Below are 15,518 nucleotides of genomic sequence, written 5' to 3'. Positions count from 1 at the left end.
CCTTCATTTGAATGGTTTTTTGTTGGCTTGCTAGCTTTTTAAAATCAGTATTATTAAGGCTATCCATAGCGATTTTCTGCAAGAGTTCGATGGCCTCAATTAGATCATATTTTTACTCGAATTGGTATAATCTCCGGAGTGCCGGCCCAGTCCACCCCTGCCATATTTAAGGCTCTAGCAGAAATGCTAGAGCCTTTTTGCTTTCTATTTATTCGATAATTCCTATCTTTAACAGAACCTAGCCTGAAAAGTGTAAGTACTTACTTATCCCCGCGTCTTTTATAAACAATCGACAGCACAAACCACACTTCTTTATGAGAATTATTCTCAATATTTTGTTATATTTTGGTCGTTATTACTAAAAGGCTACAAATATGGATATTTCCCGTCGTAAGTTTATTCAATCATCTCTCGCTATATCTGCACTAACCGTCCTACCAGCTTGCTCAATGAAGCGGTCTGTTGATGAGCAAGGAAAGTTCGTTTATGACTTAACAGCTGAGCCTTCAACAGCTGAGTTGGTGAAGGGATTTAGTACTAATGTTTTAGCCTTTAATGGACAGACTCCAGCGCCGATTATTCGCTGTCGACAAGGCGAAAAGGTAACGATTCGATTTACCAACAAGCTATTAGAACCGACCACAATTCATTGGCATGGCCTGAGAATTCCGATTGAAATGGACGGGGTTCCTTTCTTAAGTCAGTCTCCGATTATGCCCGGTGAAACGTTTGTCTATGAGTTCACGCCACCAGATGCGGGTACATTCTGGTATCACCCACACATGAACAGTGTTAAGCAACTTGGTATGGGCTTGGTCGGGCTTATTATTGTCGAAGAGAGCGAGGCAGTTCAGTTCGATGAAGAGCATGCTCTGATGCTTAAACATTGGCATATCGACAAACAAGGTCAGTGGAAAGACTTGATGATCCCTCGCCTCAGCGCTCGTATGGGCACGCCAGGAGAGTGGAGTAGCGTTAATGGAGTACATGAACCTATCTATCAATTGAAGCAGCATGCAACGACTAGGCTGCGTATCGCTAATGTTGATAACACGATTACCTATCCTATAGCCATTGAGGGGGCTGAAGCATGGGTCATTGCTATTGATGGTAACCCTGTAAAGACACCTTATAAGCTGACTCAACACAAGATTGGCCCAGGTATGCGTGTCGATCTCGGGCTGATTGCTCCCAAGGCGGGGGAGCGAGTGAGTGTCCTTCAAATGAAAGGGCGTTTTCCTTTTTCCTTGTGTGAGTTTGAGGCTGTTGATTCAACGTTAATCGAAGGCCAAACACTTCCTTTATTGCCCCTCAATCCTGTGCCTAACTTAAATCTCGCTAATGCAGAAGAAATCGATTTTGTGTTTGAGTGGGAAGGGGCGGTATCACCGGTATCTAAAGATGGGAAGTCGATGCCTAAGTTTTGGCTTACGAATAAACGTGCGTGGGAGGGAATGAGTAAAGACAGTGTTCCAGACCCGTTGGCGACTTTGGAGTTAGGTAAAACTTATATATTCGACCTCAAGAACGTCACTCAGTACCATCACCCAATTCATATTCATGGTCATACATTCACTGTATTGGAACTTGATGGTAAAAAAATAGAAGAGCCCTTCCATACCGATACTGTGTTACTTGGAAAAAACGGCCGTGCTAAAGCTGCATTTGTTGCAGACAACCCAGGACGTTGGATGTACCACTGTCATGTCATTGAGCACATGAAAACGGGACTAATGGGATATATTGAAGTTAAGTGACACCTGTAACGTTTAATTTTTGCGCATGCATTCTAAGTTTCTACCCTCGCTTTTATCGGCGGTAAAGCTAGAATATAGGGACTGTTATTTGGGAGGATTCATGGGTCAGTTATCTATTTTAGGTTTTATTGCCATTGGTGGCGCATTCGGTGCTTGTTCGCGCTATTTGATTTCAGAGTTATGTGTGGTGATGCTCGGGCGTGGTTTTCCTTATGGTACGCTAACTGTTAACGTGATCGGCTCTTTGATTATGGGCTTGCTCATTGCCGCATTCGAGAATGAGATGATTGCGACGGAGCCATGGAGACAGATCATTGGCCTCGGTTTCCTTGGAGCATTGACAACGTTCTCTACATTTTCGATGGATAACGTGCTTCTTATGCAGCAGGGCGCTTTCTTTAAGATGGGGCTCAATGTGCTGCTCAACGTGGTTCTCAGTATCTCAGCTGCATGGATCGGCTTCCAACTTTTGATAAAGTCTTAAAACTTTCTTACGATTTGTTAACAACTCGGCTTGGTTTATCCAAGCCGTTTTTATATACTCGATCGAACTTGTCGGAGTGCCATATGGCTGAGACCGTTAACTCGGGATCCGTTGAACCTGATCAGGCTAATACCTGCGAAGGGAACAAGAGTAGATATCTAACTAGAATCCTTCTAGAGATCTATCTCCAGATCACAACTGTATTTCTTACCGTGATCCCTCTTGTAGCATCTAATCCGTCAAGCATTTTTATCCCTATAAATAATGGCTAAAAGCCAAGGAAAAATGCTATGTCGAGTCGTAAACAAGCAAGACTGGAAGCGAAGAATTTCATCGATTCTTTATCAGTACAACCTTATCCAAATTCAAAGAAAGCTTACATCCAAGGTTCTCGAGAGGACATTCAAGTCCCAGTTCGAGAAATATCCCTCGCAGATAGCCTTGTTGGTGGTACAAAAAAAGAGCCTGTATTCGAACCTAATGAGCCGATTCATGTCTACGATACCTCGGGTGTTTATACCGATCCTACGCATCAAATAGACCTTTATAGCGGCCTTCCTAAGTTGCGAGAGCAATGGATTGAAGAGCGTGGTGATACGGAATTGCTCGATGATGTAAGCTCTGTTTACACCAAAGAACGTTTAGAAGATGAAACCCTAGACGACCTTCGTTACGGAAACCTGCCTCGAATACGTCGCGCTACTGGCGACCAATGTGTAACTCAACTGCATTATGCTCGTCAGGGAATTATCACTCCTGAGATGGAGTACATTGCGATACGTGAGAACATGGGGCGTCAGAAGTTCGCTGATGAACAGCTTAATCACCAACACCCTGGCCATAGCTTTGGCGCAAACCTGCCAAAAGAAATTACCCCTGAGTTCGTGCGTAAAGAGGTTGCTGAAGGTCGAGCTATTATCCCTTCAAACATCAACCACCCAGAATCAGAACCGATGATTATTGGTCGAAACTTCTTAGTGAAAGTGAACGCCAATATCGGTAACTCTTCAGTAAGCTCTTCAATTGAAGAAGAAGTTGAGAAGTTAGTATGGTCAACCCGCTGGGGCGGCGATACCGTAATGGACCTCTCTACTGGCCGTAATATCCACGAGACTCGCGAATGGATCCTGCGTAACAGCCCAGTGCCAATTGGTACGGTTCCTATGTATCAGGCGCTTGAGAAAGTGAATGGCGTAGCCGAAGACCTTAACTGGGAAGTGATGCGCGATACCTTGATTGAACAAGCAGAGCAGGGCGTTGATTACTTCACTATCCATGCAGGTTTACTGCTTCGTTACGTACCTATGACGGCTAAACGTGTGACTGGTATTGTCTCTCGTGGTGGATCTATTATCGCGAAATGGTGTCTTGCACATCATCAAGAAAGCTTCTTATACACACACTTCCGCGAGATCTGTGAGATCTGTGCGAAGTATGATGTCGCTCTGTCACTGGGTGACGGCCTACGTCCAGGCTCTATTGCAGATGCCAACGATGAGGCTCAATTCTCGGAGTTACGTACTCTAGGTGAGTTAACCAAAGTAGCTTGGGAATACGACGTTCAGGTGATCATTGAAGGCCCTGGACATGTACCTATGCATCTTATCAAAGAGAACATGGACGAGCAGTTGGAGCACTGCCATGAAGCGCCTTTCTATACATTAGGCCCGCTGACTACAGATATCGCACCGGGTTATGACCACATTACCTCTGGAATTGGCGCGGCGATGATTGGTTGGTACGGTTGTGCGATGCTTTGTTATGTAACGCCTAAAGAGCATTTGGGCTTACCCAATAAAGAAGATGTTAAGACTGGCTTGATTACTTACAAGCTTGCTGCACACGCTGCAGACTTGGCAAAAGGGCACCCGGGCGCACAAATCCGAGATAATGCATTATCTAAAGCACGTTTTGAATTCCGTTGGGAAGACCAATTTAATCTAGCTTTAGATCCGGAAACAGCACGTTCTTTCCACGACGAAACCCTGCCACAAGAGTCGGGCAAGGTTGCTCACTTCTGCTCAATGTGTGGACCTAAATTCTGTTCTATGAAGATCTCTCAGGAAGTTCGAGAGTATGCGAAAGATACAGAGCAAGTAGCCGCGGATCAGGCCATCGAGATTAAGATGTTGGATAACCCGTTGGAAGGGATGCGTCAGAAATCACAAGAGTTCCGTGATACCGGCTCTGAACTTTACCACCCTGCAGTAGGTGCAAAAGAAGCTCAATTAGAGGAATAATGACAGTGAAGATACTCATCCCATCTCAAAATATTGAGTTAACGGGAGAGGTGCAGAACTGTCTATTGGTTGCTAAGCGACAAGGTTTAGCAACTGATGCAGTTGAGTTGGGCGTAAGCCCAACTCAATACTTCTTTATCGTTGATGCTCAGCAGGCGTTATCTATTGGCTTCGTTCATGATGTTGATTCATTGGCGGAGTGTAAGTTAGCGGAACTGAATCATGTTGTTGATTACAGTAATTCTGTCGCGCTAACTGACGTTGGTGGTGCTTTTACACAATCTCCAAACACTATCTATATTGGTGTCTCAGATGATTCATCTGTAATGGATATCTGGTCTCACCTAGATGCTAATCGTGTCATTAAGAGTGAAACTACAGCTCATAAAGAATTAGATAGCAGTGTCCACTTTGCTTGGCTACTTACTTTATTGGCGTTGGAATTCCCATTGGAAGACGCGCTGGTTTTAGCTCGCGCTGCATCGAATGTTTCACGTGGAACATGGCCAGCACATTATCAAAGTTTTCCTATCCCTGTCCTTGAAGATGAACGACTGAATATAAGCGTTGGTTGGGCTAACCAAGGGACATCACTTTCTTTCCCAGAGTTGACTAAGAATAGCCTCGGCTTATACCCGGTGGTTGATGATGTCGAGTGGATAGACAGGTTGCTCAAGCTCGGGATTAATACCGTCCAACTGCGTATTAAGAACCCTCAACAAGCCGATTTAGAGCAACAAGTCGCACGATCGATCGAACTTGGTCGAGAACATAACGCTCAGGTTTTTATTAACGATTACTGGCAGCTTGCACTCAAGCATGGTGCTTTTGGTGTGCACCTGGGGCAAGAGGATATTGAAGAATCAAACCTTTCCCAACTGAGCCAAGCGGGTATTAAGATCGGTCTATCGACTCATGGTTATTATGAGTTGCTACGCATCGTCCAGATTAATCCAAGCTACATTGCACTAGGTCATATATTTCCGACCACGACGAAACAGATGCCATCAAAGCCTCAAGGCTTGGTGTGTTTATCTCTGTACCAACAGCTAATTGATACTATCCCATACACAGAAGAACTTACCGGTTATCCGACGGTTGCTATTGGCGGTATTGACCAATCGACAGCTGCGCAGGTTTGGGAGTGTGGTGTATCGAGCTTAGCGGTTGTACGTGCGATTACATTAGCGACAGACCCACAAAAAGTGATCGAATTCTTCGATAAGCTGATGGCTCCTAGGTCTTCAATGACTAGTAAAGAGGTTATGCGGGAGCCTAGCTATGCTGAGTGACTTTGAATTTATTCGTTATCAACGACAAATTGCGTTACCTGAAGTGGGTGAACAAGGGCAACGAAACCTGTTAAACAGCCATGTGTTGGTGGTTGGTTGCGGTGGTTTAGGTAATGCCGCTGCTCTCTATCTCGCGGCTTCTGGAATTGGAAGAATCGTGTTGGTCGATGACGATTGTGTTGATTCATCCAATCTGCAAAGACAGGTAGCGTTCAAGGAAAGCCAATTAGGTTCGCCTAAGGTTGAAGCTTTGAAGCAACAATTGAGTGAACTCAATGGTCGCAGCCAAGTAAGAACTATCAATCAACGAATGAGTGAAAGTCAGCTTGAGCTTGAAGTGATGATAGCTGATTTAGTGTTGGATTGTACTGACAACTTCGAGTCACGCCAGCAGGTTAACCAAGCATGTTTCAGCACGAAGACCCCTTTGATTTCGGGTTCTGCAATCGGCTGGAAAGGCCAGTTTATTGTATTTGATTATCAGAACCAGAAAGGGTGCTACCACTGCCTTTTCCCGTTTGAGCACCATCCACAAACAACGCGTTGTAGTGATAGCGGCATCATTGGTCCAGTGGTCGGCACTATAGGTAACCTCCAAGCTCTTGCTGCTATTCAGCGTATTAGTAGTGGCGAGTTTAAAGTCGCAACACATCAACTAAAGCTGTTCGATGGCCAGACCATGAACTGGCAAAACCTGTTGGTCACGCAAGATAGCGCATGTCCCGTGTGCAGTGCGTCTGTAGTTAAGCATTTAGAAGAAGAAATCCAATGAGCCATATAACCATCTCGATAAACGAGCAACCAGAGCAGGTCGCGCAATCATCGTCTCTCTCAGACATCATCCAAGCACTATCGCTACCTGACTTAGGTTGTGTATTTGCTATTAATAATGCGGTTGTACCGCGCAGCCAATGGCAACAAACCATCGTCAATGAAGGAGATTCCATCTCTCTTTTCCAAGCTATTGCAGGGGGCTAACCATGTTAACCATCGCAGACAAAACGTTTCAATCTCGACTCTTTACTGGAACTGGCAAGTTCGCTAACAAGCATTTGATGGCGAGTGCTATCGAGGCTTCAGGTTCGCAACTGGCCACCATGGCGCTGAAGAGAGTTGATATTCGCTCTGAGCAAGACGATATCCTACAACCGATCATGGATGCTGGCGTGAACTTACTGCCGAATACCTCTGGGGCGAAGAGTGCAAAAGATGCCGTTTTTGCTGCGCATTTGGCTCGTGAAGCGCTAGGCACAAACTGGCTTAAACTGGAAATTCACCCAGATCCAAAGTACTTGATGCCGGACCCAATTGAAACGCTTAAAGCTGCTGAGCAACTGGTCAAAGATGGCTTTGTTGTATTGCCTTATTGCCACGCGGACCCTGTATTGTGCAAGCGCTTAGAAGAAGTAGGCTGCGCAGCTGTGATGCCACTCGGTGCACCTATTGGTTCAAATAAGGGTATCGCTTCGGCGGACTTCTTAGAGATCATTATCGACCAAGCGAATGTCCCTGTGATTGTTGATGCGGGCATTGGTGCGCCATCTCATGCTGCTCGTGCAATGGAAATGGGCGCAGACGCTGTGTTAGTGAATACGGCGATTGCGGCTTCTCAACAGCCCGTTGATATGGCGATTGCCTTTAAGCTGGCAGTTGAAGCAGGTCGAATGGCTTACCTTGCTGGACTTGCAGGAAAAGTATCTCACGCGGTTGCTTCGAGCCCGCTAACTTCATTCCTAGACGAGTAGTATTGTTATGACGTTTGTTGATCGATTTAAACAGCTCAACTGGGATGACATTGGTATGTCTATCTTCAGTAAAACGGCAGCGGATGTTGAACGCGCTCTGAGTAAACCTAAACGCGACTTGGAAGACTTTAAGGCTCTGATTTCTCCGGCGGCAGAACCTTACTTAGAGCAGATGGCACAACAATCGTTGGCACTGACTCGCAAGCGGTTTGGCAATACGATGTCGCTTTATATTCCTTTGTACCTCTCGAATCTATGCGCTAACGCGTGTACGTATTGTGGTTTTTCAATGGAGAACCGTATCAAGCGTCGCACGCTTACTTTGGATGAAATTGATGCCGAAAGTGCGGCCATCAAAAAGATGAAGTTTGATAGCGTGTTGTTGGTGACTGGTGAACATGAAACCAAGGTCGGGATGAATTACTTTCGACAGGTACTGCCGAATATCAAAAAGCAATTCAACTACCTTGCGATGGAAGTGCAGCCACTTGATCAACAAGATTACGCCGAACTTAAAACTCTCGGTTTAGATGCGGTGATGGTTTATCAAGAGACCTATCAACCAAGGACCTACGCTGAGCATCATCTACGTGGCAATAAAATGGATTTTGAATATCGTCTTGAAACCCCTGATCGCTTGGCAAAGGCGGGTATTGATAAGATAGGTATTGGTGCTTTGATCGGTTTGGAAGATTGGCGAACCGACTGCTTCTTTGTTGCTGCTCATTTAGATTACCTAGAGCGTACTTATTGGCAGACACGTTACTCGATTTCATTCCCACGTCTTCGCCCGTGTGAAGGTGGGGAGTCTAGTGGAGGCTTACAGCCTAAGTCGGTCATGAACGATAAACAGCTGGTTCAACTTATTTGTGCGTATCGCTTATTAAACCCTGAGGTTGAATTGTCTCTCTCGACTCGTGAGTCTGCAGCTTTCCGCGACAATGTGTTGCCATTGGGAATCACCAGTATGTCGGCTGCGTCTAAAACCCAGCCTGGTGGTTATGCTTCTGATGAGGAAGAGCTTGAGCAGTTTGAGATCAGTGATGAGAGAAGTGCAGCTGATGTTGAGTCGATGATCCGACAGCGAGGGTTCGACCCGGTGTGGCGTGATTGGCACAGTGCCTATTCTGGTTAATCAATATTTGGTTTATGTTCCACGTGAAACATCTTAATGATACTGGCAAATAAAAACGGCTACCTTTGGGTAGCCGTTTTGCTATTTGCTATTTAACTTATTAACCTAGCAAGCTCGTTTTGGTTTAGCTAACGGCTTAGCGAAGTATTATGCGTGAGATAATGGCGTCGTTGATTGGCGTAGCCATTCCAGCGTATCACCTTCAACTAATGGGCTAACGTCGTTCCATACTTTCTGATGGTAGTCGTTCAGCCACGCTAGTTCAGGTCGTGTTAGCAAATCAACATTGATGTTGCGCTTATCGATAGGGCAACGTGTTAGCGATTCAAACGTCAATACCGAGAAGTCACCTTGCGTTGGAAGTTCAACAACCAGTTCTAGGTTCTCGATACGGATACCAAATTCATCAGCACGGTAGTAACCCGGCTCGTTTGATAACACCATACCTTCAACAAGAGGTACGTCGATTAGCTTCTTAGATATGCTTTGCGGGCCTTCATGAACACTTAGGAAATGACCAACACCGTGACCAGTACCGTGGTCGTAATCGAAACCTTCTGCCCAAAGGTGCTGACGTGCTAGGATATCGAGTTGGAAACCACGAGTGCCTTGTGGGAAACGAGCTCGTGCGATGCCAATATGACCTTTCAGTGCGAGAGTGAACTGCTGAATCATTTCGTCGCTTGGTTGGCCAATCGCGATAGTACGAGTGATGTCGGTTGTACCATCTAAATACTGACCGCCTGAATCGACTAGGTACAAAGTATTCAGTTCTAACTGACCTGGTTCAGGTTGGTTCTCATGGTTGTAGTGACACATAGCTGCGTTGCCGCCTGCTGCAGAAATAGTGTCAAAACTTAGGTCCATCAGCGTTGGGTCTTGCTCGCGGAACGATTGTACCTTGTCAGCCAATACCGCTTCGTTGTGTAGGTTACCTTGCGCGACTTCAGCATCAATCCAAGACAGGAATTTCGCCATCGCAACGCCATCTCGAATGTGACACGCTTTCATGCCCGCAATTTCAGTTGCGTTCTTAGCAGCCTTTGGCATTAAACATGGGTCAGCTGCTTCAATGATATGAGCACCAGCGTTTTGTAGAACCAGTGTGTACCAAGCATTGCTTGTGCCTGAATCAACTGACACATTCTTACCTTCTAAAGAGTGAAGACGTGCTTCAAGTTCGGATGGGTGAGAAACACGAATACCATTACCAACGTGCGCTTCAAAGCCAGCAGGGATACGAGCCGGGTCTAAGAAGAAATCGACACTTTCATCGGCGTGAATGATGGCATTAGACAAGACAACCGGTAGGCGAGATACGTCCAAGCCACGAATGTTAAGCAACCAACAGATTGAGTCTAGCTCGGTAAGGATAGCGGCGTCCGCACCTTTGGCTTCTAGTAAGCCAGCAATCTCAGCGCGTTTGCTCTCGCTTGATTGACCAACGACGTCTGTTGCCATTAGGCGAACATCAGACACAACAGGGTCAGGGCGATCAGACCAAAGCTCATCAATTGGATTAGAAGAGAGTGTCGTTAGCTCAACTTTCTCTGCTAGTTTTGCTTGTGCGCCTTTCAACCAAGCTGCGGTGTGCATGCGTGGGTCGAATGCAACCTTACTGCCTTGTGGCAATGAATTGATGATCCAATCTAAAGCCGGCTCTTCAATAAGGTGGCGATACTCAAATAACTCTGCTGGTACTTGCTTGCGAACCTGAACGGTGTAGCGACCATCAACAAAAATAGCAGCAGTTTCACGAGTGATAACAGCGGCACCTGCAGAGCCAGTGAAACCTGTTAACCAGTGAAGTCGCTCGTTATGAGCTGGAACGTATTCACCTAGATATTCGTCTTCATGTGGAATGATAACGGCATCTAGGTTGTTTGTTTCAAGCCAAGCTCGAACCGCAGCAACGCGTTCAGCAGTGATATTGTGCATCTGTGTTTATCCTTATTGTTAGGGTCCTTGTTAACACTCACAGTCGATATACATGCGAGGGGACTTATTAGGTCAATAAGCTAGCGCTTTTGTTCGTTTGCTGCAAACGCTGTACACCATTTTTATCTAAGGTGCAGAGTTTTTTCTTTGATGATATCTCGTAACCAAGTTAACGCTGGGTCGTTTTCTCTATCACGGTGCCAAAACAGAGTGTATGCCATCGGCGGGAATTCCATTGGTAAAGGCACAACCACTAAGTCGAGTTGTTTGGCGACAAGATAAGTAAAGTGGCTTGGTGCGGTAAACACAAAGTCGGTGTAGGTACACAAGCTTGCTGCACTATTGAAGTCTGGAACAGAAATAGCGATATCTCGCTGATGACCAAGATCAGCCAGTTTGTAGTCGAGCAGCCAGCGGTCGTTACCATCACACCTTACTTGTACATGACGCTGCGCAAGGTAGGTTTCCAGATCCCATTTACCGCTCAGAGCAGGGTGGTTGCGTCTTAGCACACACATCTGTGCATCGCGGTAGATCTCTTGTTCGCAGATGTCGTCTGGTGGCAGCATGGTTAAACGCGCATCGTTGATGTCGATGTCTTTGCCGGTGAGTCCGATATCTAACTCACCAAGCTGCAGCTTCTTAAAGGTTTGTTCGGTCCACGCGTGGGTGTTGATATTGACCTTAGGTGCTTGTCGAAATATCGCAGGTAAGAAGTGGGGAAGAATCAGCGGGTAAACACTCTCAACGGCAGCAATGTGAAAGCTGTGGTCACTGTTGTTGGGAATGAACGTCTCTGGTTGGGTGAGCACATCAAGTTGGTTGATCAGCGTTTCTAATCTAGGTTTGAGAAAGACTGCCTTTGGCGTTGGTCGCAGACCATGAGCACTTCGCGTAAAAAGGGGGTCATTAAATTGCTCACGAAGTTTGGCCAATGACTTACTCACAGCCGATTGGCTCAAGCATAATCGGTGCGCGGTGCGAGTGACACTTAGCTCTTCCATCAGCACCTGCAAGCAAACCAAAAGATTGAGGTCGAGGCGTGATAGTTTCTCGATATTCATGTGAGTTTCCTATTTGGAATAATGCTAATGAGTATATGCCATTTTTGTTCATATCTTTAGTTGGTTATTATGCACCTAAATTAACTCATTCGGAGAATCTTGTGCCTTCTAACGCGCTTCCAACCCCTAGTAAACTGCAGGTTGCTTTATTGGCAATGCTGGTTCTATTTAGCCCCCTGGCTATAGATATTTATCTTCCAGCTCTGCCACAAATTTCAACAGCGTTTCACGTGGAACACGCATTAGCACAAGATACGATTACTTGGTTTTTATTCGCCATGGGTGTCGGGCAATTATTTGCAGGCCCTTTGGCTGATAAGTTAGGACGTCGAACCGTTGCATTGGGAGGTGTTAGTATCTATGCATTGAGTGCTTGCTTGGCGTGGGCAGCTCAATCGATTGATATGATGCTAATAGCTCGGCTGCTACAAGGCTTAGGAGCTTGCGCGACTTCTGTAGCTGCCTTTGCAACGGTTCGCGATCTATTTGGCCCAGAGAAGAGTGGCCGAATGATCAGCTACCTCAATGGTGCGATCTGTTTCATTCCTGCATTGGCACCAATTCTTGGCGCTTGGCTAACACATCAATTTGGCTGGCGCTCGAACTTCAGTTTTATGGCTGGTTTCGCGGTAGTCGTTGGTAGTATCTTATTCTTCCAAATGAAAGAGTCCAACCCAGCGACAGAGAAGGTCGCGGTGTTCAAACTGGAGCGATATTGGTCAGTACTGAAAACACCATCATTCATCTTCCATGCGACATTGTGCTTGATGGCGATGGCAGTAATCCTTGCTTATGTTACCTCAGCACCGGTTGTGTTGATGGAGAACCTAGGTTTGACGATGAACGAGTTTACTTTTTGGTTTGGTATTAACGCAGCTATTAACATTACAGCTGCATTTACGGCGCCGAAGTTTATGGATCGCTTTGGTACATACAAGGCACTGGTTGTTGGTATCTCGACGCTGGGCTTAGCGGGGGTAATTATGTTGGTGCTTGCTGAGCACGCGACTCCAATCGCGTTCATGCTACCGATCTTCTTATCGTCGGTTGGCTTTGCTTGGATTCTTGGTGCTGCAGCAGGTAAAGCGTTGGAACCATTTGGTGACCGTGCGGGTACGGCTGCTGCGCTACTTGGCTTGTTCCAAATGAGTGGTTCAGGACTTCTTGTGGGTACCATGCAACGTCTTGATTTAACGTCGCAAGTGATGATTGCGCTGCAAATGTTCCTGATTGTTCCTGCGTTATTAGTGCTTGCGAGCAAAGCGGGTAAGTCTTGGCATGGGACGTTTGCTAAGGCATAAGTTACAAGGGTGACAAAATATACAAATGGCGGTTTTCGAAACCTTAAAACATGGTATATTTGTCACTCATTGAAACGTTAGTCTCCCAACGGAAAATACTGTAATGTCATTAACAACCTACGAAATGGCGCGCGTCTTAGAACAAATGGAAGATGCACCTGAAAAGGTCATGTTTGGTAAACTGCTTAAAGAGCTAGGCAACCAAAGTGAAGAGCGTATTCGCAGTGCGGCAAAACAAGTTCCAATCGATACTTTGCGAGATATCATTTACCAATTTCAACGTGTGGTTGAATCTCGTAAAGGTGAACAAGTTCAGCTACTAGCAAAAGAGCTAGCCGAGCAAGGTATCTCTGCTGAAGAGCTACAAGCTTTTCTGAATAAGTAGTTTATCCCAGTTAACAAAGAAACCACTCAATTGAGTGGTTTTTTGCGTTTTGGGGTATATCAATTTAGTGCGAATGAAAGTTCGTTCTAACATCTAAACTGTGCTTTCAAAATTCGATCAAGCGAGAATGGCCCAGCGCCCCATACGACAACGATAAGAATCATTAACCCCCACAACTGATGATCGTAGAAGCCTTGCGCCCATAACACTGGGTAAGACACGACCGCAATGATATTGAACACAAACAGCACCGCTGCCATAGGTCGTGTTAATAGGCCAAGCGCTAAGAATACCGGCAGAATCAATTCAGCTGCGGTACCCATGTAGGCGGCTAACTCCCAAGGTAGCAGTGGCACTTGGTATTCCAACTCAAACAAGTAAAGGGTGCTATCCCAAGTTGCTATCTTAGTGAGCCCAGAGTTAAAGAATACCCACGCCACCCAAAGACGACAAAATAGTAGAAGCACTGGAACAAAAAGTGCCTGTGATTTCTCAATCAAATTGTCGTATTGAGCCATCATGTTCGTGACTGTGTTGTTATCCATGTTATGTCTCCAATTCGCCATTGATTGAAAAACCTGAGATGACGTTTAACGCCATAACAGTATTTAGATGTTGTAGTAGTAAAGGGTCTATCGCTGAGAGTGTTCGACCTGATTGCAATTCAGTGAGGAGTTGGTGGCTCTCTTCACTCAAACTATGGCTCTCAACCTGTGAATTCTCAGCTCGGATTAACACCCCAAATTCAGCTTGGTTGATGTCTAGCCCATCAAGTTGTTGCTGATAGATGGCGTGTTCAAGCGCGATAATCGTGTAACTAGAATGAATCAGTGTTATCGCATCTTTGAGATGAAAGACCAAAGCGTCTTGTTGTTCTTGTGGTACATCGGCCAGACAAGAAAGAGGTCTCTGGTCGACATGTGCTTGTGACATCAACCTTACCAAGCTGTCTTTCTGCCATTCATATAAAGCCACTTCACCGAGATAAGGTGCAGCCTCAATAACGGCAGGAAAGGCTTGGATAGTTTGTTCAAAGTGTTCACCGTAACCACTGACATCACCAGAGGTCGATGGATAATTTAAGACATGTTGACGAGCCATCTGTTGGAAGCAATCTTCACCAACCAATATTTCAGTGAGTGGGTAGGTTGCTGCCAGAACTTCGCTCAAGCTGATCACAAAGTTATTACGGTAAATCTGGATGCGTTGTTCATCGGTAAAATGGTCGCTCACTATGTCGCAATGCTCACCATTGTTTTGATAACGTAGTGCGTTAGCAAACTCCAATTGAACTTTTGCTAGGGAGTGGCTCATGATGCGCGACTCCTTTGGTTGAACTTGTCGTGTTGATACAAGATATCACTGGCTTTGGTTGCTTCAGCCAATAAGACTTGTGGTTCTGGGATATCGAGATCCCACTCAATCAAGGTATGGCGCAAACCATGTAGTGCAATCCAGTCAGTATAGAGTTGCCACACTTCATCACAGACAGGTTTACTGTGGGTGTCTATCCAGATCTCACCTTGTTCAAGCTTTTTTGGGGTAAAACCTGCCAAGTGAATCTCTTCCACTTTGTCTGCAGGAATTCCGCTTAAGTACTCTTTACAGCTGAAGCCATGATTAAAAGATGAGACAAAAATATTATTGAAATCGAGCAGTAGGCGACACTCGGTGCGCTTTTGTACCTCAGCCAAGAACTCCCACTCTGGGATAGTTGAATGCTTGAAGGCTAGGTAGCTCGATGGATTCTCAATCAGCATAGGGCGTTGCAGGCCGTCTTGAACCTCGATGACATTGCGACAGAAGACTTCTAACGCTTCTTCTGTGTAAGGCAGCGGTAGCAAATCATTGAAGTAATGCCCGCCAGTTTGACTCCAGCTGAGATGGTCAGAAACCAAGAAAGGTTCAATATCATCAATCAGGTCTTTTAACCGCACCAGATGGTGTTGATTGATACGCTCAACAGAACCAAGAGACAATCCAACACCGTGGCAACTTATGCTGTGTGCGTTACGAATTTCCCTGAGTTGTTGGCGTTGCGGTGATTGAGCTAAAAAGTAGTTCTCGCTGTGAACCTCTAACCAACTCACCAGAGATGGATTTTGGCTAAAGAAGTCCAAGTGCGGTGTTCTAAGGCCAACCCCTGCATTGGGGTGAAGAGTTTGAGTCACAACGGT

General features: G+C 45.7%; 15 protein-coding genes and 1 riboswitch. Of the genes, 10 read left to right on the top strand and 5 right to left on the bottom strand.

Annotation, left to right across the window (positions count from 1 at the left end):
• The first annotated feature begins 374 nt into the window (after positions 1 to 374).
• The 8 genes from AB4407_RS20515 to thiH all read left to right on the top strand — a co-directional run bounded on the left by AB4407_RS20515 (position 375) and on the right by thiH (position 8,653).
• Positions 375 to 1,757, top strand: a complete 1,383-nt coding sequence (locus tag AB4407_RS20515; RefSeq protein ID WP_372121807.1) for a multicopper oxidase family protein — start codon at positions 375 to 377, stop codon at positions 1,755 to 1,757.
• A gap of 100 nt (positions 1,758 to 1,857) precedes the next feature.
• Positions 1,858 to 2,241, top strand: coding sequence for a fluoride efflux transporter CrcB (gene crcB / locus AB4407_RS20510; protein ID WP_017069597.1), 384 nt, complete (start codon positions 1,858 to 1,860; stop codon positions 2,239 to 2,241).
• A gap of 62 nt (positions 2,242 to 2,303) precedes the next feature.
• Positions 2,304 to 2,402, top strand: a riboswitch (TPP riboswitch).
• 129 nt (positions 2,403 to 2,531) lie between these two features.
• Positions 2,532 to 4,481: a phosphomethylpyrimidine synthase ThiC gene (thiC, locus tag AB4407_RS20505; RefSeq protein WP_372121806.1), complete on the top strand. Its 1,950-nt coding sequence runs from the start codon at positions 2,532 to 2,534 to the stop codon at positions 4,479 to 4,481.
• Entirely contained in the window at positions 4,481 to 5,773 is a 1,293-nt protein-coding gene (locus tag AB4407_RS20500) for a thiamine phosphate synthase (protein WP_372121805.1), read from the top strand. Before thiC ends, AB4407_RS20500 begins: the two co-directional genes overlap by 1 nt.
• Positions 5,763 to 6,545 carry a ThiF family adenylyltransferase gene (locus AB4407_RS20495; RefSeq protein ID WP_372121804.1) on the top strand — a complete coding sequence of 261 codons (783 nt, stop codon included), beginning with the start codon at positions 5,763 to 5,765 and terminating at the stop codon, positions 6,543 to 6,545. The genes AB4407_RS20500 and AB4407_RS20495 overlap by 11 nt, the downstream gene beginning before the upstream one ends.
• A complete protein-coding gene (gene thiS, locus AB4407_RS20490) occupies positions 6,542 to 6,751 on the top strand; it encodes a sulfur carrier protein ThiS (protein ID WP_019820040.1) in 210 nt (69 codons plus the stop codon). Before AB4407_RS20495 ends, thiS begins: the two co-directional genes overlap by 4 nt.
• A gap of 2 nt (positions 6,752 to 6,753) precedes the next feature.
• Positions 6,754 to 7,518: a thiazole synthase gene (locus AB4407_RS20485; RefSeq protein WP_372121803.1), complete on the top strand. Its 765-nt coding sequence runs from the start codon at positions 6,754 to 6,756 to the stop codon at positions 7,516 to 7,518.
• Between the two features lie 7 nt (positions 7,519 to 7,525).
• A complete protein-coding gene (thiH, locus tag AB4407_RS20480) occupies positions 7,526 to 8,653 on the top strand; it encodes a 2-iminoacetate synthase ThiH (RefSeq protein WP_372121802.1) in 1,128 nt (375 codons plus the stop codon).
• Positions 8,654 to 8,800: 147 nt separating this feature from the next.
• Here the strand turns inward: thiH and AB4407_RS20475 are convergent, their stop codons facing one another.
• Both AB4407_RS20475 and AB4407_RS20470 read right to left on the bottom strand, forming a co-directional pair.
• Positions 8,801 to 10,591, bottom strand: coding sequence for an aminopeptidase P family protein (locus AB4407_RS20475; protein WP_372121801.1), 1,791 nt, complete (start codon positions 10,589 to 10,591; stop codon positions 8,801 to 8,803).
• 122 nt (positions 10,592 to 10,713) lie between these two features.
• On the bottom strand, positions 10,714 to 11,655 hold the full coding sequence (locus AB4407_RS20470; RefSeq protein WP_012605070.1) for a LysR family transcriptional regulator: 942 nt from the start codon (positions 11,653 to 11,655) through the stop codon (positions 10,714 to 10,716).
• A 101-nt stretch (positions 11,656 to 11,756) separates the two neighbouring features.
• On the opposite strand from AB4407_RS20470, the gene AB4407_RS20465 reads away from it, so the two are divergent.
• Entirely contained in the window at positions 11,757 to 12,956 is a 1,200-nt protein-coding gene (locus AB4407_RS20465; RefSeq protein ID WP_372121800.1) for a multidrug effflux MFS transporter, read from the top strand.
• Between the two features lie 103 nt (positions 12,957 to 13,059).
• Positions 13,060 to 13,341 carry a hypothetical protein gene (locus AB4407_RS20460; protein ID WP_009848181.1) on the top strand — a complete coding sequence of 94 codons (282 nt, stop codon included), beginning with the start codon at positions 13,060 to 13,062 and terminating at the stop codon, positions 13,339 to 13,341.
• A gap of 86 nt (positions 13,342 to 13,427) precedes the next feature.
• Here the strand turns inward: AB4407_RS20460 and AB4407_RS20455 are convergent, their stop codons facing one another.
• The 3 genes from AB4407_RS20455 to AB4407_RS20445 are packed head-to-tail and all read right to left on the bottom strand — an operon-like array spanning position 13,428 to position 15,512.
• The gene (locus tag AB4407_RS20455; protein WP_372121799.1) at positions 13,428 to 13,886 is read right to left on the bottom strand and encodes a DoxX family protein; all 459 of its coding nucleotides are present in this window, start codon (positions 13,884 to 13,886) and stop codon (positions 13,428 to 13,430) included.
• A 1-nt stretch (position 13,887) separates the two neighbouring features.
• On the bottom strand, positions 13,888 to 14,655 hold the full coding sequence (locus AB4407_RS20450; protein ID WP_372121798.1) for a DNA-binding domain-containing protein: 768 nt from the start codon (positions 14,653 to 14,655) through the stop codon (positions 13,888 to 13,890).
• A complete protein-coding gene (locus AB4407_RS20445) occupies positions 14,652 to 15,512 on the bottom strand; it encodes a DUF692 domain-containing protein (protein WP_372121797.1) in 861 nt (286 codons plus the stop codon). The genes AB4407_RS20450 and AB4407_RS20445 overlap by 4 nt, the downstream gene beginning before the upstream one ends.
• Positions 15,513 to 15,518: the final 6 nt, after the last annotated feature.

The sequence above is a fragment of the Vibrio sp. 10N.261.46.E11 genome (assembly GCF_041472735.1).
Classification (GTDB): domain Bacteria; phylum Pseudomonadota; class Gammaproteobacteria; order Enterobacterales; family Vibrionaceae; genus Vibrio.
Note: the sequence above shows the minus strand (reverse complement) of the source record. Positions and strands in the feature narration are given on the sequence as shown.

What these genes read in the sequence shown, in the direction of transcription:
- AB4407_RS20515 (WP_372121807.1), top strand. Translation starts at nt 375, where the DNA reads ATGGATATTTCCCGTCGTAAGTTTATTCAATCATCTCTCGCTATATCT.
- crcB (WP_017069597.1), top strand. Translation starts at nt 1,858, where the DNA reads ATGGGTCAGTTATCTATTTTAGGTTTTATTGCCATTGGTGGCGCATTC.
- thiC (WP_372121806.1), top strand. Translation starts at nt 2,532, where the DNA reads ATGTCGAGTCGTAAACAAGCAAGACTGGAAGCGAAGAATTTCATCGAT.
- AB4407_RS20500 (WP_372121805.1), top strand. Translation starts at nt 4,481, where the DNA reads ATGACAGTGAAGATACTCATCCCATCTCAAAATATTGAGTTAACGGGA.
- AB4407_RS20495 (WP_372121804.1), top strand. Translation starts at nt 5,763, where the DNA reads ATGCTGAGTGACTTTGAATTTATTCGTTATCAACGACAAATTGCGTTA.
- thiS (WP_019820040.1), top strand. Translation starts at nt 6,542, where the DNA reads ATGAGCCATATAACCATCTCGATAAACGAGCAACCAGAGCAGGTCGCG.
- AB4407_RS20485 (WP_372121803.1), top strand. Translation starts at nt 6,754, where the DNA reads ATGTTAACCATCGCAGACAAAACGTTTCAATCTCGACTCTTTACTGGA.
- thiH (WP_372121802.1), top strand. Translation starts at nt 7,526, where the DNA reads ATGACGTTTGTTGATCGATTTAAACAGCTCAACTGGGATGACATTGGT.
- AB4407_RS20475 (WP_372121801.1), bottom strand. Translation starts at nt 10,591, where the DNA reads ATGCACAATATCACTGCTGAACGCGTTGCTGCGGTTCGAGCTTGGCTT.
- AB4407_RS20470 (WP_012605070.1), bottom strand. Translation starts at nt 11,655, where the DNA reads ATGAATATCGAGAAACTATCACGCCTCGACCTCAATCTTTTGGTTTGC.
- AB4407_RS20460 (WP_009848181.1), top strand. Translation starts at nt 13,060, where the DNA reads ATGTCATTAACAACCTACGAAATGGCGCGCGTCTTAGAACAAATGGAA.
- AB4407_RS20455 (WP_372121799.1), bottom strand. Translation starts at nt 13,886, where the DNA reads ATGGATAACAACACAGTCACGAACATGATGGCTCAATACGACAATTTG.
- AB4407_RS20450 (WP_372121798.1), bottom strand. Translation starts at nt 14,655, where the DNA reads ATGAGCCACTCCCTAGCAAAAGTTCAATTGGAGTTTGCTAACGCACTA.